General features: G+C 59.9%; 20 protein-coding genes. 10 read left to right on the top strand and 10 right to left on the bottom strand.

Features of this window, described 5'->3' with window-relative positions:
• The first annotated feature begins 9 nt into the window (after nucleotides 1–9).
• Nucleotides 10–597 carry a LysE family translocator gene (locus ACYZT9_RS14945; RefSeq protein ID WP_462006204.1) on the top strand — a complete coding sequence of 196 codons (588 nt, stop codon included), beginning with the start codon at nucleotides 10–12 and terminating at the stop codon, nucleotides 595–597.
• Nucleotides 598–766: 169 nt separating this feature from the next.
• On the opposite strand, the gene ACYZT9_RS14940 is transcribed toward ACYZT9_RS14945, so the two are convergent.
• Entirely contained in the window at nucleotides 767–1,600 is an 834-nt protein-coding gene (locus tag ACYZT9_RS14940) for an AraC family ligand binding domain-containing protein (protein WP_462006203.1), read from the bottom strand.
• Between the two features lie 35 nt (nucleotides 1,601–1,635).
• Nucleotides 1,636–2,139 (bottom strand): VOC family protein, encoded by a 504-nt coding sequence (locus ACYZT9_RS14935; RefSeq protein ID WP_462006202.1) that lies wholly within the window; start codon nucleotides 2,137–2,139, stop codon nucleotides 1,636–1,638.
• A 260-nt stretch (nucleotides 2,140–2,399) separates the two neighbouring features.
• On the opposite strand from ACYZT9_RS14935, the gene ACYZT9_RS14930 reads away from it, so the two are divergent.
• The 6 genes from ACYZT9_RS14930 (at nucleotide 2,400) to ACYZT9_RS14905 (ending at nucleotide 7,829) form a co-directional block, all read left to right on the top strand.
• Nucleotides 2,400–2,648 (top strand): transmembrane sensor/regulator PpyR, encoded by a 249-nt coding sequence (locus ACYZT9_RS14930; protein WP_462006201.1) that lies wholly within the window; start codon nucleotides 2,400–2,402, stop codon nucleotides 2,646–2,648.
• Nucleotides 2,648–3,802 carry an NnrS family protein gene (locus ACYZT9_RS14925; RefSeq protein WP_462006200.1) on the top strand — a complete coding sequence of 385 codons (1,155 nt, stop codon included), beginning with the start codon at nucleotides 2,648–2,650 and terminating at the stop codon, nucleotides 3,800–3,802. Before ACYZT9_RS14930 ends, ACYZT9_RS14925 begins: the two co-directional genes overlap by 1 nt.
• Nucleotides 3,803–3,957: 155 nt before the next feature.
• Nucleotides 3,958–4,413 (top strand): (2Fe-2S)-binding protein, encoded by a 456-nt coding sequence (locus tag ACYZT9_RS14920; protein WP_462006199.1) that lies wholly within the window; start codon nucleotides 3,958–3,960, stop codon nucleotides 4,411–4,413.
• Between the two features lie 12 nt (nucleotides 4,414–4,425).
• Complete coding sequence (locus ACYZT9_RS14915; protein ID WP_462006198.1) at nucleotides 4,426–6,594, top strand: xanthine dehydrogenase family protein molybdopterin-binding subunit; 2,169 nt, start codon at nucleotides 4,426–4,428, stop codon at nucleotides 6,592–6,594.
• Between the two features lies 1 nt (nucleotide 6,595).
• Nucleotides 6,596–7,174 carry a hypothetical protein gene (locus tag ACYZT9_RS14910; protein WP_462006197.1) on the top strand — a complete coding sequence of 193 codons (579 nt, stop codon included), beginning with the start codon at nucleotides 6,596–6,598 and terminating at the stop codon, nucleotides 7,172–7,174.
• Nucleotides 7,175–7,247: 73 nt separating this feature from the next.
• A complete protein-coding gene (locus ACYZT9_RS14905) occupies nucleotides 7,248–7,829 on the top strand; it encodes a GGDEF domain-containing protein (protein WP_462006196.1) in 582 nt (193 codons plus the stop codon).
• Nucleotides 7,830–7,960: 131 nt separating this feature from the next.
• On the opposite strand, the gene fabI is transcribed toward ACYZT9_RS14905, so the two are convergent.
• The 8 genes from fabI to gloB all read right to left on the bottom strand — a co-directional run bounded on the left by fabI (nucleotide 7,961) and on the right by gloB (nucleotide 18,663).
• Nucleotides 7,961–8,755 (bottom strand): enoyl-ACP reductase FabI, encoded by a 795-nt coding sequence (gene fabI / locus ACYZT9_RS14900; RefSeq protein ID WP_462006195.1) that lies wholly within the window; start codon nucleotides 8,753–8,755, stop codon nucleotides 7,961–7,963.
• 21 nt (nucleotides 8,756–8,776) lie between these two features.
• On the bottom strand, nucleotides 8,777–10,387 hold the full coding sequence (locus ACYZT9_RS14895) for an ABC transporter ATP-binding protein (RefSeq protein WP_462006194.1): 1,611 nt from the start codon (nucleotides 10,385–10,387) through the stop codon (nucleotides 8,777–8,779).
• A gap of 1 nt (nucleotide 10,388) precedes the next feature.
• On the bottom strand, nucleotides 10,389–11,408 hold the full coding sequence (locus tag ACYZT9_RS14890) for an ABC transporter permease (RefSeq protein WP_150817216.1): 1,020 nt from the start codon (nucleotides 11,406–11,408) through the stop codon (nucleotides 10,389–10,391).
• A 1-nt stretch (nucleotide 11,409) separates the two neighbouring features.
• Nucleotides 11,410–12,483: a microcin C ABC transporter permease YejB gene (locus ACYZT9_RS14885; RefSeq protein ID WP_462006193.1), complete on the bottom strand. Its 1,074-nt coding sequence runs from the start codon at nucleotides 12,481–12,483 to the stop codon at nucleotides 11,410–11,412.
• A gap of 3 nt (nucleotides 12,484–12,486) precedes the next feature.
• The gene (locus tag ACYZT9_RS14880; RefSeq protein ID WP_462006192.1) at nucleotides 12,487–14,328 is read right to left on the bottom strand and encodes an extracellular solute-binding protein; all 1,842 of its coding nucleotides are present in this window, start codon (nucleotides 14,326–14,328) and stop codon (nucleotides 12,487–12,489) included.
• Nucleotides 14,325–16,139 carry an extracellular solute-binding protein gene (locus ACYZT9_RS14875; RefSeq protein ID WP_462010227.1) on the bottom strand — a complete coding sequence of 605 codons (1,815 nt, stop codon included), beginning with the start codon at nucleotides 16,137–16,139 and terminating at the stop codon, nucleotides 14,325–14,327. Before ACYZT9_RS14875 ends, ACYZT9_RS14880 begins: the two co-directional genes overlap by 4 nt.
• 211 nt (nucleotides 16,140–16,350) lie before the next feature.
• Nucleotides 16,351–17,796: a transglycosylase SLT domain-containing protein gene (locus ACYZT9_RS14870; protein ID WP_462006191.1), complete on the bottom strand. Its 1,446-nt coding sequence runs from the start codon at nucleotides 17,794–17,796 to the stop codon at nucleotides 16,351–16,353.
• Between the two features lie 99 nt (nucleotides 17,797–17,895).
• A complete protein-coding gene (gene gloB / locus ACYZT9_RS14865) occupies nucleotides 17,896–18,663 on the bottom strand; it encodes a hydroxyacylglutathione hydrolase (RefSeq protein WP_462006190.1) in 768 nt (255 codons plus the stop codon).
• A gap of 65 nt (nucleotides 18,664–18,728) precedes the next feature.
• Here gloB and ACYZT9_RS14860 point away from each other — a divergent pair, with 65 nt between their 5' ends.
• From ACYZT9_RS14860 to dnaQ, 3 genes are all read left to right on the top strand, one after another.
• Nucleotides 18,729–19,487: a methyltransferase domain-containing protein gene (locus ACYZT9_RS14860; RefSeq protein ID WP_462006189.1), complete on the top strand. Its 759-nt coding sequence runs from the start codon at nucleotides 18,729–18,731 to the stop codon at nucleotides 19,485–19,487.
• A gap of 91 nt (nucleotides 19,488–19,578) precedes the next feature.
• On the top strand, nucleotides 19,579–20,031 hold the full coding sequence (gene rnhA / locus ACYZT9_RS14855; RefSeq protein WP_008028618.1) for a ribonuclease HI: 453 nt from the start codon (nucleotides 19,579–19,581) through the stop codon (nucleotides 20,029–20,031).
• 213 nt (nucleotides 20,032–20,244) lie between these two features.
• Nucleotides 20,245–21,003, top strand: a complete 759-nt coding sequence (gene dnaQ, locus ACYZT9_RS14850) for a DNA polymerase III subunit epsilon (RefSeq protein ID WP_462006188.1) — start codon at nucleotides 20,245–20,247, stop codon at nucleotides 21,001–21,003.
• Nucleotides 21,004–21,097: the final 94 nt, after the last annotated feature.

Genomic DNA, 21,097 nt, shown 5'->3' with positions numbered 1-21,097 from the left:
AGGTATGCGATGAGTCTGATTATTTCGATGGCGGCGTTTGCGTTGGTAGCGTCAATCACGCCGGGGCCGGTGAACATTGTGGCGTTGAGTTCCGGCGCACAGTTCGGTTTTCGCGCCAGTCAACGACACGTGGCTGGGGCGACGCTGGGCTTTGTGTTGTTGCTGGTGTTGATGGGGCTGGGGCTGCATGAGGTGTTGCAAGCATGGCCGGCGCTGACGCGGGTGGTACAACTGGGCGGTGTGGCGTTTTTGCTGTTCATGGCGTGGAAACTGGCGGCGGACAACGGTGAGCTCGATGCGAAGGATTCAGCACGGGCGCCGTCGATGGTGTACGGCGCGGTCATGCAATGGCTCAATCCGAAAGCCTGGCTGGCTTGCGTTGCCGGCATGGGCGCGTTTGTCGCCGACGGCGAAGCGCGGTTGGTCTGGCAGTTTGCGGCGGTGTATCTGGTGATCTGCTACCTGTCCATCGGCTGTTGGGCGTACGCCGGGACGTTTTTGCGCGGTTACTTGAACAACCCGGCGGGTATGCGCCTGTTCAACCGGATCATGGCGGCGTTGCTGGTGATGAGTGCGATCTATCTGTTGCTGCCCTAATCGGATTTTGCGGTGAGGGGATTTATCCCCGTTCGGCGGCGAAGCCGTCGCAAGCCCTGTATGTGCGATTTGCCAGATAAAATGCTGGGGCCGCTGCGCAGCCCAACGGGGATAAATCCCCTCGCCACAGATTACCCACTCACCACAGAAATCAGCTAACTCACTGATCTCAACCCCGATACTGCCCCGGTGTCGCGGCCAGATGCTGTTTGAACGCCCGCTGAAAATGCGCCTGATCGGCGAACCCTGCTTCCAGCGCCACGTCGGCGATCAGTTGGCCGCTGCGCAGTCGATCCTGGGCGAACTGGATGCGTCGATTGACCAGAAACGCGTGGGGTGTCATGCCGTAATGCTGCTTGAACGCGCGGATCAGGTACGACGGCGACAGTTGCGCGGCGTCGCAAATGTCCTCGAGCTTGAGCTGTTGCGTGCAGTGGTCGCGGATGAAATCCGCTGCGCGCTCCAGTTTGAAATTGGGCTCGCGCAGCGGTTGTTCGCCGGGGTTCAGTCGTTGCTGCACCTCGGTGAAAAATTCCACCACCGCGCTGTGTTTGCGCAGTACGTCCTGCTCGCTGTCGACCAGTATTTCGTACAACGCCTTCAGGCCGGTAAACAGGCTGGCATCACACGTATGGGTGATAGAGAACCGCCGAAACGCCAGGTCGTGGCTGAACCCGAGTTGATGCTGCAAATCGGTTAGCCACGGCGTGTCGACATACAACATCAAATACGACCACGGCTGGTCGTCGATCGGGTTGCAGGCGTGGACATCGCCGGGATTCATCAGCACCACCGTGCCGGCGCTGACCTCAAACGCCGATTGTTCATGGATATAGGTACTGCGTCCGGCGGTAATCGCACCAATGGAAAAATGCTCGTGAGCATGCCGGGTGTAGCAGACCTCGCGGCCGTCGGCGATGGAACGGGCTTCGATGAAGGGCAGGGCGTCGTCGCGCCAGAAGCGTGGGGCCTTGTCAGCGTCTTTGGCAGCGGTGGGCTTCATCGTCGTTGTCCTCGGCAGGTCAGCGTTGGAGTGTATTAGCTCTCGCCGTCAAAGGCTCGTTGCAGTGCAGCGATGTCGAGTTTTTTCATCTGCATCATCGCCGCCATGGCGCGCTGGGATTTTACCGTGTCGGGGCTTTTCAGCATGTCCATCATTGCGATGGGCACGATCTGCCACGACACTCCGAACTTGTCCTTGACCCAGCCGCATTGCTGGGCCTCGACAGGTCCGCCCGCCGACAGCCGCCCCCAGAAATGGTCGACTTCTTCCTGGGTCTGGCAATTGACCTGAAACGAGATCGCCTCATTGAATGTGAAGGCCGGGCCACCGTTGAGGCAGGTGAAGCTTTGCCCGTCGAGTTCGAAGCTGACCGTCAGGACCGAGCCTTCGGGTTGACCGTGGATTTCCTGACCGGCCTTGCCGTAATGGGTGATGGCGGTGATTTTTGAATGATCGAAAATGCCGCAGTAATACTTCGCGGCCTCTTCAGCCTGGTTATCGAACCACAGGCAGGGCGTGAGTTTTTGAACGCGTTGCATGGCGCTGCTCCTCTACTCGGGAATCATGCTGAGCTTTCAGCGTAGCCAGCCTGTCGTCGTCCGGGACTACCGTAGATCGACAAATTGCCGGTCAGACAGCCGCGAGTCAATATGACCTCTAATGCAGTCCTATTGACTATTTGCAGGTTAGGTCAAATTGACTGCTTTCGATTTAACTCGTTGATTTACAGGCCTGACAATCCTGGCACGAAACCTGATGTGACGAACGTACAACTTGTCTGCTTCAGGAGTACGAAAAAATGTTCGCTTACTTCAGCAATCCTCAAAATGTCTTGCACCTGTCAAGCAAAGTCCTGGTCGCCGGCCTGGCGCTGCTGCTGGCGGGAATTTACGGCGCTTATCTTCACGTGGGGCATCTGCCGATCGTGGCGTTGGTTTCGATGCATGCCATGACCATCATCGGCCCGACCCTGATCAAGATCGGCTACGTCATGCGCCTGCTGGCCCAGTACCGGATCGGCACTGACCCAGTCTGGGCGGCCGCTTGATGCGCAAGTTCGCCGCTGCACCGGTTTTCAGTCTCGGCTTTCGTCCGTTCTTTCTCGCCGGCGCCGGGTTTGCGGCCATCGCCGTGGCGGTCTGGGGGTTATGGTTGTACGGGCGCTTGCCCGGCGCGCAACCGGAGGGCGGCATGCTGAACTGGCATCGGCACGAGATGCCTTTCGGGTTCGCAGCGGCAATCATCGCCGGATTCTTGCTGACGGCGGTGCCGAACTGGACCGGGCGTCCCGGGCTTAACGGTTGGCCTCTGTTCGGTCTGCTGCTGGTATGGCTGTTGGCGCGGCTGGCGTGGCTGATGCCGATCCCTGCGATCGTGTTGGTTGCGCTGCAGATTCCTTTTCTGCCGTTGCTGGCGTGGGTGCTGGGGCGGGATCTGGTGGCCGCCGGTAAACGCGACAATTATCCGATTCTGCTGGTCGTCGCGCTGCTGGCCGCGACTCAGGCCATGACGCTGTGGGGGATTTCCACTGATGACGCCGGTCTGCAACGGCGCGGTGTGCTGGCTGCTGTGTGGTTGATCGGCGCGTTGATGAGTGTGATTGGCGGGCGCGTCATCCCGTTCTTTATCCAGCGCGGCTTGAATCGTCCTGCGGCCAACCCTGCACATCCGATGCAAACCAGAGTGTTGTTGGCGAGCAGTTTGCTGGCCGCCATTTCGTTTGCCAGCGGTTTGAACGATGTCACCCGAGGCTGGCTCGCTGCGCTGTTTCTGTTGATCGGCGGTTTGCACCTGCTGCGCCTGTGGCGTTGGCATGACAGGGGGATCTGGCGGGTGCCGCTGTTGTGGTCGATGTATCTGGCGTATGCGTGGCTGGCGATTGCTGCACTGGCCATGGCGCTGTGGCACGCGGGTGCAATGCCACAACAGAGTCTGGCCACACATTCATTGGCCGTCGGCGGGATCGGCGGGTTGATCCTGGCGATGATTGCGCGTGTCAGCCTCGGACATACCGGGCGGCTATTGCAGCCGCCGAAAACGGTTGTTGTCGGGTTTTTTCTGCTGATGATCGCTGGCGGGTGCCGGGTGTTTCTAGTGCCGTTTTCCGGGGATGGACTGGCACTGTCCGCGCTGTTCTGGTGTGCCGCGTTCGGACTGTTCCTGGTGCGCTACACCGGCGTGTTGCTCAAACCGAGGGTTTAGCGCCTCCCGTTCGGCGATGCACCGGGTGTTTACCCTGTAGAAGCGAGTTTGCTCCGATATAAGTTTGCGGCGGTCTTGATAGTACCGGTGGTCGATGAACCGGTATCGCCCGGCAATTTGCGCTTAGCTATACGGTGAGTCTGAGGAAATTCACCATGCTGACCTTGAACATCAATGGCAAGGATCAGGAGCTGGACGTCCCCGCGGACATGCCGTTGCTCTGGGTCCTGCGGGACGTCGCGCACCTGACAGGTACCAAATTCGGTTGTGGCATCGCCCAGTGTGGCGCCTGCACCGTGCACGTCGATGGCGCGCCACTTCGCTCCTGCATCACGCCCGCCACCGCTGTGGCCCACGGACAAAAAATCCTCACCATCGAAGGCCTTTCCACTGATGGATCGCATCCGGTGCAACAGGCCTGGGCCGAACTCGACGTGGTCCAGTGCGGTTATTGTCAGTCCGGGCAGATCATGTCGGCGGCGGCGTTGCTGGCGAAGATCCCCAAGCCCACGGACAGCGACATCGATCAGGCGCTCTCCGGCAACATCTGCCGCTGCGGCACTTACCCAAGGATTCGTGCCGCGGTCAAACGCGCCGCTGACATCGGTTGAGAGGGCTGGGCCATGAACAGCATCAACCCGTTATCGCGCCGGGGTTTCCTCAAGGGCAGCGCGTTGCTGGGCGGTGGGCTGGTGGTCGCGTTTGTCATCCCCGGCACACACCGTTTTGCCATGGGCGCGGAGGATCAGGGCAACGTCTTCGCGCCCAATGCCTTTTTACGAATCGGTAACGACAACAGCGTCACCGTGTTGCTCGGCCATTCTGAAATGGGTCAGGGCATCTGGACGGGCCTGACCATGCTGATCGCCGAAGAACTGGACGCCGACTGGTCGAAAATCCGTGTCGAACACTCACCCGCATCGACGGCCGATTACGGAATGGCCAAGTTTGGCGGGATGCAGATCACTGGCGGTTCGACCTCGACCTGGATGGAATTCGACCGCTACCGTCTGGCCGGCGCAGCGGCGCGTTTGATGCTGATCGATGCCGCCGCCAAACGCTTCAATGTCGCGCCTTCCAACCTTCGCACCGAGTCGGGCGTGGTCATTGCCGGCGACAACCGCGTCACGTACGGCGAATTGGCCGATGACGCGGGCAAACTGCCGGTACCGGATCCTGCGTCGATAAAACTCAAGGAGCCGAAGGACTGGAAGGTCATCGGCAAACCCACAAAGCGCCTGGACACACCCGAGAAAATAACTGGCCGCGCCAGGTTCGGCATGGACGTGCAGTTCGATGGCCTGATGACCGCCATGGTCGCGCGTTCGCCAGTGTTGGGCGGCCATGTCATATCCTTTGAGGGGGGCGAAGCGCTGGCGATACCGGGCGTGCACAAAGTCGTGCAAGTGCCGAGCGGCGTCGCGGTGATTGCCGCTCATTATTGGGCGGCGAAGCTGGGCCGTGATGCGCTCAAGGTCGATTGGGACTTGGGGCCGAATGCCGGGCTCGACAGTCAGAACCTGTTGGAAAGCTTCCGCAAACTCGCGGCCACGCCTGGCGCCCCAGCCAGCAAGGCGGGCGATGCCGAGGGCACTTTGTCCAAAGCGGCAAAAACCATCGACGTCGAGTACAGCGTGCCGTACCTAGCTCATGCGCCGATGGAGCCGCTCAACTGCACGGTCAAAATCACTCAGGACAAATGCGAGATCTGGACTGGCACGCAGTTTCAGACTCTGGATCAGATGATCGCGGGGAAAATCACCGGGCTGAAACCCGAACAGGTCGAGATTCACACCGAGTTTCTGGGGGGCGGATTCGGCCGTCGGGCCAATCCGACTTCGGACTTTGTCGCTGAGGCCGTGGAGGTCGCGAAGGCGGCGGGCGGACCGGTGAAAACCGTGTGGTCGAGGGAGGACGACATTCGCGGTGGCTACTACCGCTCGGCGTTCCTGCACCAGGCGCGCATCGGGCTGGATGCCGGCGGGATGCCGATGGCGTGGAAGCACGTGATGGTCGGGCAGTCGATCATGGTCGGCACGATGCTGGAGGCAACCATGGTCAAGAACGGTATCGACAAAACGTCGGTCGAAGGCGTTGCCGACAGTCCTTACCTTGCAAAGATGGCCAATTATCAGGTGGAACTGCATTCACCGAAAACCGGCATCACCGTGCTGTGGCTGCGTTCAGTCGGGCACACCCACACCGCGTTCGTGATGGAGTCGCTGATCGACGAATTGGCGGAGGCGGCCGGTAAGGATCCGGTGGACTATCGGCGAACCCTGCTCAAGGAACATCCACGGCATCTGGGTGTGCTCAATCTTGCGGTGGAGAAAGCCAACTGGACAGCGCCTTTGCCGGAGGGTCACGCGCTGGGTGTTGCGGTGCATGAGTCGTTTGGCAGTTATGTCGCTCAAGTCGTCGAAGTGTCCCAGGATAACCTGGCAATCCGCGTGCATCGGGTGGTGTGTGCGGTGGACTGCGGCATCGCGGTTAACCCGATGAGCATTGTGGCGCAAATGGAGTCGGCCATCACCTTTGGCCTCGGGTTTACCTTGCACAGCAAGTTGACCTTCAAGAATGGGCAGGTGGTGCAGTCCAATTATCACGACTATCAGGTGTTGCGGCTCAATGAAATGCCGGTGGTAGAGGTGCACATTGTGCCCAGCACCGACAAACCCGGTGGCATCGGCGAGGCCGGCGTACCGCCGACGGCACCGGCCGTGGCCAACGCAGTGTTCGCCCTGACCGGGCAACGTTTGCGCGAATTGCCCTTGCAGCTGTCGGGGGTGTGAGATGAAACGACATCTCGTGCTTGGGTCAGTGGTGCTGGTCGGCCTGGCCGTTTACGCCTCGGACCTGTTCGCTGAAGACACGGAAGCGTTGAAGGCGTTCGATACCGTGCAGAAAGTCTTCCAGAACCCGCGTTGCCAGAACTGCCATATTCCCGGCGATTCGCCGTTGCAGTTCGACGCCGGGATGCCCCATGCGATGAGCGTGGTCCGGGGCATGGACGGCAAGGGTGCGGCGGGCTTGCCCTGCGCCACCTGCCATGCCGAAAACAACCCGCCGGCCAGTTACGGCCCGCATGCTCCGCCGGGTGCGCCGCACTGGAGCCTGCCGCCCGCAGCACACAAAATGGCCTGGATCGGGCTGCCCGCCGACAAGCTGTGCGCGATGATCAAAAACCGCAGCAGCAATGGTGACCGGGATTTCGCGGCGCTGATCAAGCACGTCAGCGACGACAAACTGGTGCTGTGGGGCTGGAATCCGGGGGAGGGAAGGGCGCCGGTACCGGTGCCGCACGATGTTTTCGTGACTCAATTCAAGCGCTGGGCGGAGGCTGGAGGGCCTTGTCCGGTAGCGGGCACCTGACCGGCGGTCCGTTAGCACGGAGTCAAAGCGGTAGTGACGACTCTAAAGAACATACCTGCCACTGGAGTGAGTCGTGTTGATCCCAGGCAAACCAGTCAAACATGGCGTTAGCCCAGAACCGTCGCTCTCGCCGCAACAGCCACGTGAAGTGCTGCGCGACAGGGCGCGCCAGGCCGAACAGGAAGTGATGGGCGTGACCATGGCGAGCATGGATGAGCTGACTTTGCTCTCCAACCGCCACGGCTTCATTTCACTGGCCCAACTGGGGCTGGATGCTTGTCAGCGCCTGGAAATACCGGCCACCTTGCTGTATTTCGACCTCGATAACTTCAAACATATCAACTATCTGTACGGTCGTGCCAAAGGTGACGATGCGCTGAAAACTTTCGCTGACGTGCTGCGTATCGCCTTTCGTGAAAGCGATGTGATCGGCCGGCTCGACGACGACGAATTTGTCGCCTTGCTGACCGGTTCAAGCGCCGTGGAGCTGAGCGCGATCAAGGCGCGGCTCGAAGAAATCCTCGACGAACGCAACGCCACGATGCGTCGTGGCTATGACATCCGCTTCAGCATTGGCCAGGTTGAGTACGACAAGCATCTTCACCACTCGATCGATGAACTGTTGAGTGAGGTCGAGAGAGCATCGCACCGGTAGGCTGGAATTGCAGTGGAATATCAGCGCTTCGCGAGCAAGCCCGTTCCCACTGGGTATTGCAGTTGCCTGGGAAATCGCACGCATAAAAAACCCGCCTGGCGAGGCGGGTTTTTTAATTGGTCTACCGAAGATTACTCTTCGAGGCTGCCCATGGCCGTGGTGTTAAAGCCACCGTCCACGTACATGATTTCACCGCTGATGCCGGACGCCAGGTCCGAGCACAGGAAGGCGCCGGCGTTGCCGACTTCGTCGATGGTGACGTTGCGACGCAGCGGCGTTTGCGCTTCGTTGGCAGCGAGCATCTTGCGGAAGTTCTTGATGCCGGAAGCCGCGAGGGTGCGGATCGGACCGGCCGATACGCAGTTGACGCGGGTGCCGTCCGGGCCCAGGGAACCGGCCAGGTAACGTACGCCAGCTTCCAGCGAAGCCTTGGCCATGCCCATTACGTTGTAGTTCGGCATGGTGCGCTCGGCGCCGAGATACGACAGGGTCAGCAGGCTGCCGTTACGGCCTTTCATCATTTCGCGACCGGCTTTTGCCAGGGCCACGAAGCTGTACGCGCTGATGTCGTGAGCGATGCGGAAACCATCACGGGTGGTGGCTTCGGTGAAGTCACCGTCCAGTTGGTCGCCCGGGGCAAAGCCAACGGAGTGCACGATGCAGTCCAGACCGTCCCACTTCTTGCTCAGCTCAACGAAAACCTTGGCGATTTCTTCATCGCTGGCCACGTCGCACGGGAAGCAAAGGTCCGGGTTGGAACCCCAGCTTTGTGCGAACTCTTCGACACGACCCTTGAGTTTGTCGTTCTGATAAGTGAAGGCAAGCTCAGCGCCCTCGCGATGCATGGCGGCAGCGATGCCGGATGCGATGGACAGCTTGCTGGCGACACCGACGATCAGTACGCGCTTACCGGCGAGAAAACCCATGTGTTGCTCCTCTCTTTCAGGTTATTGCGCAGTGGCTGGTGCCAGAAAAGCGGCTTCCAGCAACTGCTGTGTATACGGATGTTGGGGGGCGGCAAAGATACTTTGCGCGTCACCCTGTTCGACCACTTGGCCCTGCTTGACCACCATCAGTTGGTGGCTCAGCGCTTTGACGACAGCCAGGTCATGGCTGATAAACAGATACGTCAGGTTGTACTTGGTTTGCAGTGAACGCAGTAACTCCACCACCTGGCGCTGCACTGTCCGGTCGAGGGCCGATGTCGGCTCGTCCAGCAGAATCAGCGCCGGTTTTAACACCAATGCCCGGGCAATGGCGATTCTTTGCCGTTGCCCACCGGAAAATTCGTGGGGGTAGCGGTGCCGGGTTTCCGGATCCAGACCTACCTCTTTCAGTGCCGCAATAATCGCTTGTTCCTGTTCCGCCTCAGTGCCCATCTTGTGGATCCGCAGGCCTTCTCCGACGATCTGGCTCACGCACATCCGCGGGCTCAGGCTGCCGAACGGGTCCTGAAACACCACCTGCATCTCCCGACGCAGCGGCCTGACCTGTTGCTGCGTCAGACAGTCTAGCTGCTTGCCTTCAAAACGGATCGCGCCTTTGCTGCCGATCAGCCGCAAGATCGCCAACCCGAGTGTCGACTTGCCCGAACCGCTTTCTCCCACAATGCCCAGGGTCTGTCCCTTAGGCAGGCTGAAATTGATCCCGTCCACCGCTTTGATGTGATCGACGGTCTTTTTCAGTAAACCTTTCTTGATCGGGAACCAGACTTTCAGGTCCTCGACCTGCAGCAACGGCGGCCCGATAACGTTGGTCGCAGGCTTGCCGCTGGGCTCCGCAGCCAGCAGTTCCCGAGTGTACGGATGCTGCGGCGCGCGGAACAACTCTTCGCACGATGCCTGTTCGACGATGCAACCGCGCTGCATGACACATACGCGATGCGCAATTCTTCGTACAAGGTTCAAATCGTGACTGATCAGTAGCAACGCCATGCCAAGGCGGGCCTGCAATTCCTTGAGCAATTCGAGGATTTTCAGCTGAACGGTCACGTCCAGCGCGGTGGTCGGTTCATCGGCGATCAATAGCTCCGGCTCGTTGGCCAGGGCCATGGCGATCATCACCCGCTGGCGCTGGCCGCCGGACAATTCGTGAGGCAAGGCCTTGAGCCGCTTGTGCGGCTCGGGAATGCCGACCATCTCCAGCAACTCCAGCGTGCGCCGGGTCGCGACTTTGCCGATCAGGCCTTTGTGGAGGCCGAGGACTTCGTTGATCTGCTTCTCGATCGAGTGCAGCGGATTGAGCGACGTCATCGGTTCCTGAAAGATCATCGCGATCCGGTTGCCGCGAATGTGGCGGATGGTTTTCTCTTTCAGGCTCAGCAGGTCTTGCCCGGAATACTCGATGGTGCCGGACGGGTGCCGGGCGAGCGGGTAGGGCAGAAGGCGCAGGATCGAGTGCGCGGTCACCGATTTGCCGGAACCGCTTTCGCCGACCAGCGCCAGGGTTTCCCCGCGCTTGATGTCGAAACTGACACCTTCGACCACGCGCTGACAACGTTCGCCGACGATGAATTCGACAGACAGGTCGCGCACTTCGATCAGATTGTCCTGATTCATTTCACTTCCTCGGGTCGAAGGCATCGCGAGCGGACTCGCCGATGAACACCAGCAGACTCAACATCAACGCCAGCACCGCAAACGCGCTCATGCCGAGCCACGGCGCTTGCAGGTTGGATTTGCCCTGGGCGACCAGCTCACCGAGCGATGGCGCGCCCGGCGGCAAACCGAAACCCAGGAAGTCCAGCGCGGTCAGCGTGCCGATGGCACCGGTCAGGATGAACGGCATGAAGGTCATGGTCGAGACCATCGCATTGGGCAAGATATGGCGGAACATGATCGCACCATTCTGCATCCCCAGCGCCCGGGCTGCGCGCACGTATTCGAGATTACGCCCACGCAGGAACTCGGCGCGGACCACGTCCACCAGGCTCATCCACGAAAACAGCAGCATGATCCCCAGCAGCCACCAGAAATTCGGCTGGACGAAACTGGCGAGAATGATCAGCAGGTACAGCACCGGCAACCCGGACCAGATCTCCAGAAAACGCTGCCCGGCCAGATCCACCCAACCGCCATAGAAACCCTGCAAGGCACCCGCAATAACACCGATGATCGAACTGAGAATGGTCAGCGTCAGGGCAAACAGCACCGAAATCCGGAAGCCGTAAATCACTCGCGCCAACACGTCGCGACCCTGATCGTCCGTGCCCAGCAGATTGTCGGTCGACGGTGGCGCCGGGGCCGGGACTTTCAGGTCGTAGTTGATGCTTTGGTAACTGTAGGGAATCGGCGCCCACAGCACCCAGGCGTCCTTGGCCTTGAGCAGTTCGCGGATGTACGGGCTCTTGTAGTTGGCTTCCAGCGGAAACTCGCCGCCGAACGCGGTTTCCGGGTAACGCTTCAGCGCCGGGAAATACCAGCCGTTGTCGTAATGGACCACCAGCGGTTTGTCATTGGCGATCAGCTCGGCGCCGAGACTCAGGCCGAACAGCAGCAGAAACAGCCAGAGCGACCACCAGCCTCGCTTGTTGGCCTTGAACAGTTCGAAGCGTCGGCGATTGAGAGGGGACAGGTTCATCTCAATGCTCCCGAGTTTCGAAATCAATGCGCGGATCGACAAAGGTGTACGTCAGGTCACCGATCAGTTTCACCACCAGACCGAGCAAGGTGAAGATGAACAGCGTGCCAAACACTACCGGGTAATCGCGGTTGATCGCGGCTTCGAAACTCATCAGGCCGAGACCGTCGAGGGAAAAGATCACCTCCACCAGCAGCGAGCCGGTGAAGAAGATCCCGATAAAAGCCGAGGGGAATCCGGCGATCACCAGCAGCATGGCGTTGCGGAAAACGTGGCCGTAAAGCACCCGATGATTGGTCAAGCCCTTGGCTTTCGCCGTCACCACGTACTGCTTGTTGATTTCATCGAGGAAGCTGTTTTTCGTCAGCAGGGTCATGGTTGCGAAGTTGCCGATCACCAGCGCCGTCACCGGTAACGCGAGGTGCCAGAAGTAATCGAGCACCTTGCCGCCCATGCTCAGTTCATCGAAGTTGTTCGAGGTCAGTCCCCGTAGCGGGAACCAGTCGAAATAGCTGCCGCCGGCGAACACCACGATCAGCAGAATGGCGAACAGGAACGCCGGGATCGCGTAGCCGACGATGATCGCCGAACTGGTCCAGACATCGAAGTGGCTGCCGTGTCGCGTGGCCTTGGCGATCCCCAGCGGGATCGACACCAGGTACATGATCAGCGTGCTCCACAATCCCAGGGAGATCGACACCGGCATCTTTTCCTTGATCAGGTCAATGACCTTGGCGTCACGGAAGAAGCTGTCGCCGAAATCCAGGGTGGCGTAGTTCTTGATCATGATCCACAAACGTTCCGGCGCGGATTTGTCGAAGCCGTACATGTGCTCGATTTCTTTCACCAGCGCAGGGTCCAGGCCTTGCGCGCCGCGATAGGCGGAACCGGCCACCGACACTTCGGCACCGCCGCCGGCAATGCGGCTGGTGGCGCCTTCGAAGCCTTCGAGCTTGGCGATCATCTGTTCCACCGGGCCACCGGGGGCGGCCTGGATGATCACGAAATTGATCAACAAAATGCCAAGTAATGTCGGAATGATCAGCAGCAGTCGCCGAAAAATATACGCCAGCATCTATTACTCCGTGCCCGCAGGGTCGGCTTGCAGTTTGGTTTCGACTTCTATCGCCGGTGTCACGTTCGGCTTGATCCACCAGGTGGCGGTGCCGATGTCGTACCGGGGTGAGATTTTCGGATGGCCGATGTGGTTCCAGTAAGCCACGCGCCAGGTCTTGATGTGCCAGTTCGGGATCACGTAATAGCCCCATTGCAGCACGCGGTCCAGTGCGCGGGCATGAGCCACCAGACTGTTGCGCGAATCGGCGTTGATCAGTTGCTCGACCAGTTGGTCCACTACCGGGTCTTTCAACCCCATGGAGTTACGGCTGCCGGGTTTGTCGGCGGCGGCAGACATCCAGAATTCGCGCTGCTCGTTCCCCGGCGAGTTGGACTGCGGGAAGCTGCCGACGATCATATCGAAGTCCCGCGAGCGCACGCGGTTGATGTACTGCGAGACGTCGACCCGGCGGATAACCAGGTCGATGCCCAGGTCGCTGAGGTTACGCTTGAACGGCAGCAGCACCCGTTCGAATTCGGTCTGTGCCAGCAGGAATTCGAGGGTCACCGGCTTGCCGTTGGCGTCGGCCATTTTGTCGTCGACGATCCGCCAGCCTGCCTCTTGCAGCAGTTGATAAGCCTTGCGCTGCTGCGTACGGATCATGCCGCTGGCATCGGTCACCGGATTTTGGAAAGCCTCGGTGAAGACCTGTTCGGGAATCTTGCCGCGGAACGGGTCGAGGATGGCGAGTTGATCGGCGTCGGGCAGGCCGGTGGCAGCCATTTCCGAGTTTTCGAAGTAACTGCGGGTGCGCACATAGGCGCCGTTGAACAGTTGCTTGTTGGTCCATTCGAAGTCCAGCAGCAGCGTCAGCGCCTGACGTACACGCACGTCCTGAAATACCGGACGGCGCAGGTTGAACACAAAACCCTGCATGCCGGTCGGGTTGCCGTTGGGGATCTGTTCCTTGTTCAGCCGACCTTCGGTGACCGCCGGGATGTTGTAGGCGTTGGCCCAGTTTTTCGCGCTCATTTCCAGCCAGTAATCGAATTGACCCGCCTTGAGTGCTTCCAGCGCCACGGTGTTGTCGCGGTAGTAATCGGTGCTCATCACGTCGAAGTTGTAGAAACCGCGGTTGGCCGGAAGATCCTTGCCCCAGTAATCCTTGACCCGCTCATAGCGAATCGATCGGCCCGCCTTCACTTCGCTGACCTTGTACGGACCGCTGCCCAACGGAATCTCCAGGTTGCCCTTGTTGAAATCCCGGCTCGCCCACCAGTGTTTCGGCAGCACCGGCAACTGGCCGAGGATCAGCGGCAGTTCGCGGTTGTTGCTGTGCTTGAACTTGAACAGCACCGTGAGCGGATCTTCGGCGACCGCTTCGTCGACATCGTTGTAGTAACCGCGATACAGCGGCGCACCGTCCTTGATCAGGGTCTGGAAGCTGAACACCACGTCTTCGGCACGGATCGGATGACCGTCGTGGAAGCGCGCTTCGGGGCGCAGGTAAAAACGTACCCAGCTGTTGTCCGGGGCCTTTTCGATCTTGCCGGCGACCAGCCCGTATTCCGTGAACGGCTCATCGAGACCCTGTTTGGCCAGGGTGTCGTAAATAATGCCGACATCATCGGCCGGCACGCCTTTGCTGATGAACGGGTTGAGGCTGTCGAAGCCACCGAATCCGGCCTGACGAAAGATTCCGCCCTTGGGCGCATCAGGGTTCACATAGTCGAAATGCTTGAAGTCGGCCGGGTATTTCGGCGGTTCGTTGTACAAGGTCAGGGCATGTTGCGGGGCGGCGCAGGCCAGCCCGGCGAACAACAGGCCGCTGGCCTGCAAGAGCAGGGCACGTAAGGGTTTCATCGATCTTTCTCCGAAGATTTCAGCCACCACGCGCTCAGGCCCAACGTGTAGGGCGGCGTGGTGACGAAGGCGAACCGATTGCGGTAGGCCAAACGGTGATAATTGAGGTACCAGTTGGGAATGATGTAGTGCTGCCACAACAACACCCGGTCCAGGGCTTTGCCGGCGGCAACCTGTTCATCGCGGGTCTGGGCGGCGAGCAATTGTTCAAGTAAATGATCGACCACCGGGTTGGCGATGCCCGCATAGTTTTTGCTGCCTTTGACCCCGACCTGGCTGGAGTGGAAATACTGCCATTGCTCCAGTCCGGGGCTGAGGGTCTGGCTGAGGGTCATAAGAATCATGTCGAAATCGAACTGGTCGAGGCGCTGTTTGTACTGGGCGCGATCCACCGTACGCAACCGGGCGTCGATGCCGATGCTGGCGAGGTTCTCGACATAAGGCTGGAGGATGCGTTCCAGGTTCGGGTTGACCAACAGAATTTCCAGACGCAGCGGTTGTCCGGCAACGTTCTGTATATGTTGGCCGTCAAGCTTCCAGCCGGCCTCGGCGAGCAGGCTCAGGGCCTTGCGCATGGTGTCTCTTGGGATGCCGCGCCCTTGGGTCTGCGGCAAGCTGAACGGCTCGGTGAGCAGTTTGGCGGGCAATTGCTCGCGGTACGGCTTCAGCATCAGCCATTCATGCCCGACGGGCAGACCGGTGGCGGAGAATTCGCTGTTGGGGTAAAAACTCATGGCGCGTTTATAGGCGCCACTGAACAGCGTGCGATTGGTCCACTCGAAGTCGAACATCAGCCCCAACGCTTCACGGACTCGGGTGTCGGAGAAGACCGGTCGCCGGGTGTTCATGAACAGGCCCTGACTCTGGGTCGGGATCTGGTGTGGAATCTGCGCCTTGATCACGTCGCCGCGGGTGACCGCCGGAAAGCGGTAGCCGTTGTCCCAGTTTTTGGCTTGGTGCTCGATGTAGATGTCGAACTCGCCGGCCTTGAACGCTTCGAAAGCGACGTCGCTGTCTCGGTAAAACTCGACTTCCATGCGGTCGACGTTGTACTTGCCGCGATTGACCGGCAGGTCTTTGCCCCAGTAATCCTTGACCCGTTCGAACACGAGCTGGCGTCCGGGCGTGACCGAGGTGATGCGATAAGGACCGCTGCCTAGCGGCGGCTCGAAGGTGGTGGCCTTGAAATCGCGACTTTTCCAGTAATGCTGCGGCAGCACCGGCAGTTCGCCCAGGCGCAGGATCATCAGCGGATTACCGGCGCGCTTGAAAACAAAACGGATGCGCTGTGGGTTGAGCACATCGACCCGCAACACTTCCTGAAGATTGGTGCGGTATTGCGGATGGCCTTCCTTGAGCAGCAACCGGTAGGAGAATGCGACGTCGTAAGCGTTGATCGGCGTGCCATCGTGAAATCGTGCTTCGGGGCGCAGGTTGAACACCACCCAACTGCGGTCTTCGCTGTATTCCACCGATTGGGCGATCAGGCCATAACTGGAGGTGGGCTCGTCGCCGGACGGTGCGTACTGGCCAGTGCCTGCCATCAGCGGTTCGTTCAGCTCATTGATGCCGTATTGCAGGAAATTCGCGGTGGAAACCGGGCTCGATCCCTTGAATGTGTAGGGGTTGAGCGTATCGAAGGTGCCAAACGCCATCACCCGCAACGTGCCGCCCTTGGGCGCTTGCGGGTTGACCCAGTCGAAGTGGGTAAATCTGGCCGGGTACTTGAGCGTGCCGAACTGCGCATAACCATGGCTTTCGCTGATCGTCGCGCTTGCGGAAGAGCTCAAGGCCAGGCTGATCAGGAACAGGAGGAGGGGACGCTTCAAGTCAGAGATCCGATCCAGGCGGCTTGGGCTTTGTGGGCCGTACAGTAACAGCTTGTATGGACAGGAAAAAGACGGGGTTAAGATGGCCACTGTGGGAGCGAGCTCGCTCGCTATGGCCGTCGACGATAACGCTGGTAGCCTGATACCCCGCCGCGCTCTCGGGTCCATCGCGAGCAAGCTCGCTCCTACAGTTTTAATGCGGCGAAGCGACTGTCAGCATCTGTCCAGGCTTGAGGGCCTGACCGACACGCGGATTCCAGCGCTTGAGGTGTTGCATTTCAACGTTGAAACGCTTGGCCACGATGTACAGCGAATCCCCTTGCTGGACCTTGTATTGAGTCTGCGGTTTCTGGGTCTTCGTCTTGGAGTTGGCCGCCACTAAGGTGTTGACGCGCCCGGTGCTGCGTTTGGTCTTGTCCTGCATCACCAGCGTCTGGCCGACTTTCAGGTCCTTGCCAGTCAGTTGGTTCCAGCGCTGCAGGTCCTTGACTTCGACCTTGTTCGCTTTTGCGATCGTGCCGAGGTTGTCGCCACGTTTGACCCGGTAGGCGCGTTTGAGGGTGGCAAGTTGGGCATCGTCTGCGCCTTCGAAAACCGGCTTGAGCGGCTTCTTGCTGATCAACTCTTCGGGACGCATGGTCGACAGGCTGGTGGTCAGCAGCTGCGCCTTGGACGTCGGCACCAGCAAATGTTGAGGACCGTCCAGAGTGGTGGTGCGCTGCTTAAAGGCGGGGTTGAGCTGGAACAGCTCGTCTTCGTCAATGTTGGCCACCGCGGCCACCTTGGACAGGTCCATGCGCTGGTTGATTTCGACGACCTGGAAGTACGGTTCGTTGGCGATCGGGTTCAGGTTTACGCCGTAGGCTTCCGGCGCCAGAACCACTTGCGACAAGGCCAGCAGCTTCGGCACATAGGCCTGGGTTTCGGCCGGCAGCGGCAGGTTCCAGTAGTCGGTTGGCAGGCCGAGCTTTTCGTTACGCTCGATGGCCCGGCTGACCGTGCCTTCGCCGGCATTGTAGGCCGCGAGGGCCAGCAACCAGTCGCCGTTGAACATGTCGTGCAGACGCGTCAGGTAATCCATTGCCGCGGTGGTCGAGGCCGTGATGTCGCGGCGGCCATCATAGAGGTTGGTCTGGCGCAGGTTGAAGTAACGGCCGGTCGAGGGAATGAACTGCCACAAGCCAACCGCATTGGCACGGGAGTAGGCCATCGGGTTATAGGCACTTTCAATCACTGGCAGCAGCGCCAGTTCCAGCGGCATGTTGCGCTCTTCAAGGCGTTCGACGATGTAATGGATATAGAGGCTGCCGCGTTCGCCGGCGTTTTCAAGGAAAGATGGATTGCTGGCGAACCACAGGCGCTGTTGCTCGATGCGCGGGTTGACGCCCAGGCCTTCCTGCAACTGGAAGCCCTGGCGCATGCGCTCCCAGACGTCCTGTGGAATTTGCGGGGTCGGCTTTTCGCTGAGCCAGATAGGCTTCTGTTTGGCTCGAGCGGCGATATTCGGGGTGTGGGCCGCGTCGGTCTGCGGCACATGGCTGGAACAGCCCGCCAGAGTGGCGGACACAGCCACCGCTATGGCTTGAGCCAAGCGGGTCAATGCGTCTGAATTGATGGCTTTACGTATGGATGACGACATTGGCTGGAAGTATGTTCCGGGCAAAAATGTCGGGCGATTCTAGAAAGCGCACCCCGTGCGGTCAACCATTCAGATTTTCAGCGCCCTCGGCAGTTCCTGTCAGAACTTATCTTTCCAGGCGCGAAGAGCAGCAAAAACCGCACCGGAAGCACGGTTGTCAGGGCCGTTCCGTTCGTCCACTTTTTCTTTAACGGATGTTTCGTGGGTACGTAAAAACGGGTTTGTCAGCCTTTCCAGAGCGATCGTCGATGGCAGCGTGATGATCCCGGCTTCCCGTTGTTGACTGACTTTTGCCAGACGTTCGGCGGTATGCAAATTGCCGGGTTCGACTGCTACCGCAAACTTAAGGTTGCTAAGAGTGTACTCGTGGGTGCAGTAGACCAGCGTATCTTCAGGCAACGCGGCGAGGCGTGTCAGCGAGGTGTGCATTTGCTCGGGCGTGCCTTCGAACAGGCGCCCGCAACCGGCGGCGAACAGGGTGTCGCCGCAAAACAGCGTTCCTTTATGATAGAAGGCGATGTGCCCCAAGGTATGGCCGGGAACGGCGAGCACCTCAAAGTCGCAGCCGAGCACATTGATGCGATCGTCGTCCTTGAGCGCGACGTCCCGCAGAGGGATGGTTTCGCTGGCCGGGCCGTAGACCTTCGCGTCTGTCGCTTTTTTCAGCTGCTCGACGCCGCCGACATGGTCGTGATGATGGTGAGTGATCAGAATGTCACTCAGCACCCAGCCCGGATTGGCGGCAAGCCAGGCCTGAACCGGCGCGGCATCGCCGGGGTCAACCACGGCGCAGCGCCGGTTGTCGGGGTCTTGTAACAACCAGATGTAGTTGTCGGTGAAGGCGGGCAGGGCTGTGATCTGTATCATTGTCGGATTCGCCAAGCGGAAAACAATGGCGCATCTTAGAACTTCCTGGCGCGTTGGAGAATGCAATGATTGATGAAGCGTTCGCTCAGGCTGATCCTGACTGGCTGGCCTTGATCAGCGCGGCCCGTGAATGGCTGTCCGGTCCCCTCGGGCAATTTCTGCTGGACGAAGAGCGTCGCATGCTCGAAGACGAGTTGGGGCGCTTTTTCGGTGGCTATCTGGTGCATTACGGTCCTTCGGCCGAGACGCCGCCGTCGGCACCGCAGGTCCAGCGAAACGTGCGGCTCGGCGCACCATTGCCGGGTGTCGAGATTGTCTGTGAAGAACAAGCCTGGCCCTTGAGCGAGCACGCCGCCGATGTGGTGGTGTTGCAGCATGGTCTGGATTTCTGCCTCTCGCCCCACGGTTTGCTGCGAGAGGCCGCAAGCAGCGTCCGTCCCGGCGGGCATTTGCTGATTGTCGGGATCAACCCCTGGAGCACCTGGGGTCTGCGCCACGTATTTGCCCATGACGCCCTGCGCAAGGCTCGCTGCATTTCGCCGTCGAGGGTCGGCGACTGGCTGAATCTGCTGGGCTTCGCGCTGGAGAAACGCCGCTTCGGGTGCTATCGTCCGCCGCTTGCGTCCCCCGCCTGGCAAGCCCGTCTGGCCGGCTGGGAGCGCAAGGCCGGTGATTGGCAATTGTCTGGCGGCGGCTTCTATTTATTAGTCGCGCGCAAGATTGTGGTGGGCCTGCGCCCGCTTCGTCAGGAGCGTCGCGAACCGATGGGCAAGCTGATTCCCCTGCCGATGGCCAAGGTTAACCGGCGCAATATCGAACCGTAACAGCTGTTTTTATTCCCGGCCGGGTTTACCCCGGCCTCGGGCATCGTCGATCGCTGATCGGCGAGCCACCGCATTTTCTGGATAGATTGGCATGAGCGATAGCGTAGAACTCTTCACCGACGGCGCCTGCAAGGGCAATCCCGGCCCTGGCGGCTGGGGCGCGTTGCTGGTGTGCAAGGGCGTGGAAAAAGAACTCTGGGGCGGCGAAGCCAATACCACCAACAACCGCATGGAGCTGATGGGCGCGATCCGCGGGTTGGAAGAGCTCAAGCGTTCCTGCGACGTGCTGTTGGTGACCGACTCGCAGTACGTGATGAAAGGCATCAACGAGTGGATGGACAACTGGAAAAAACGCGGCTGGAAAACGGCGGCGAAAGAACCGGTAAAAAACGCTGACCTGTGGAAGCTGCTGGATGAGCAGGTCAACCGTCACAACGTCACCTGGAAATGGGTGCGCGGGCACATCGGGCATCACGGCAACGAGCGGGCGGACCAGTTGGCGAATCGTGGCGTGGATGAAGTGCGCGGGTATAAGCAGGCTTGATTCTGGTTCCGCCGCTACACCGCGTGGCGTTCTTCGCGAGCAAGCCCGCTCCCACATTCGATCTCCAACGGAGTCAAAAGGTGGGTGCGCCATCGTTTTAGTGTGGGAGCGGGCTTGCTCGCGAATGGGTCGACACGGTGTACCTGAAAGACCCCCGCGAGCGTGTTAATATCGCCGCTTTTGCACGATTGACCCGTTGAGAGCTGAGCACTGATGGCCACCAGATCCGTTGTACTCGATACCGAAACCACCGGCATGCCGGTGACCGACGGCCACCGGATTATCGAAATCGGTTGTGTCGAGTTGATCGGTCGGCGCCTGACGGGCCGGCATTTCCACGTTTACCTGCAACCGGATCGCGAAAGTGACGAAGGCGCCATCGGCGTCCACGGCATCACTAACGAATTCCTGGTGGGCAAGCCCCGTTTCACTGAAGTGGCCGATGAGTTTTTCGAGTTCATCAAGGGCGCGCAGCTGATCATCCATAACGCGGCGTTCGACGTCGGGTTCATCAACAACGAATTTGCTTTGATGGGCCAGCACGATCGTGCGGACATCACGCAGCACTGCTCGATCCTCGACACCCTGATGATGGCCCGGGAACGTCACCCCGGGCAGCGCAACAGCCTCGATGCGTTGTGCAAACGGTATGGCGTCGACAACTCTGGCCGTGAACTCCACGGCGCCTTGCTCGACTCCGAGATTCTCGCCGACGTTTACCTGACCATGACCGGTGGCCAGACCAGCCTGTCGCTGGCCGGCAACGCATCTGATGGCAATGGCTCCGGTGAAGGTGCAGACAACTCCGCCACCGAAATCCGCCGCTTGCCGTTCGATCGTCAGCTGACGCGGATCATTCGCGCCAGCGAAGACGATCTGGCCCGGCACGTGGCGCGGATGGAAGCCATTGCCAAATCTGCCGGCGCCCCGGCTTTGTGGGTTCAACTCGCCGAGGCTGAAGCTCAGGCGTAGGTCCTTCGAAAAAGATCTTGATCAAGCCTACCGCGCCCCAATGACCCATTTCAGGGCATCCCCTCTCGCCACATTCGCCTCAACCCTCTACCCT

This window comes from Pseudomonas sp. ZT5P21 (genome assembly GCF_054897785.1).
Note: the sequence above shows the minus strand (reverse complement) of the source record. Positions and strands in the feature narration are given on the sequence as shown.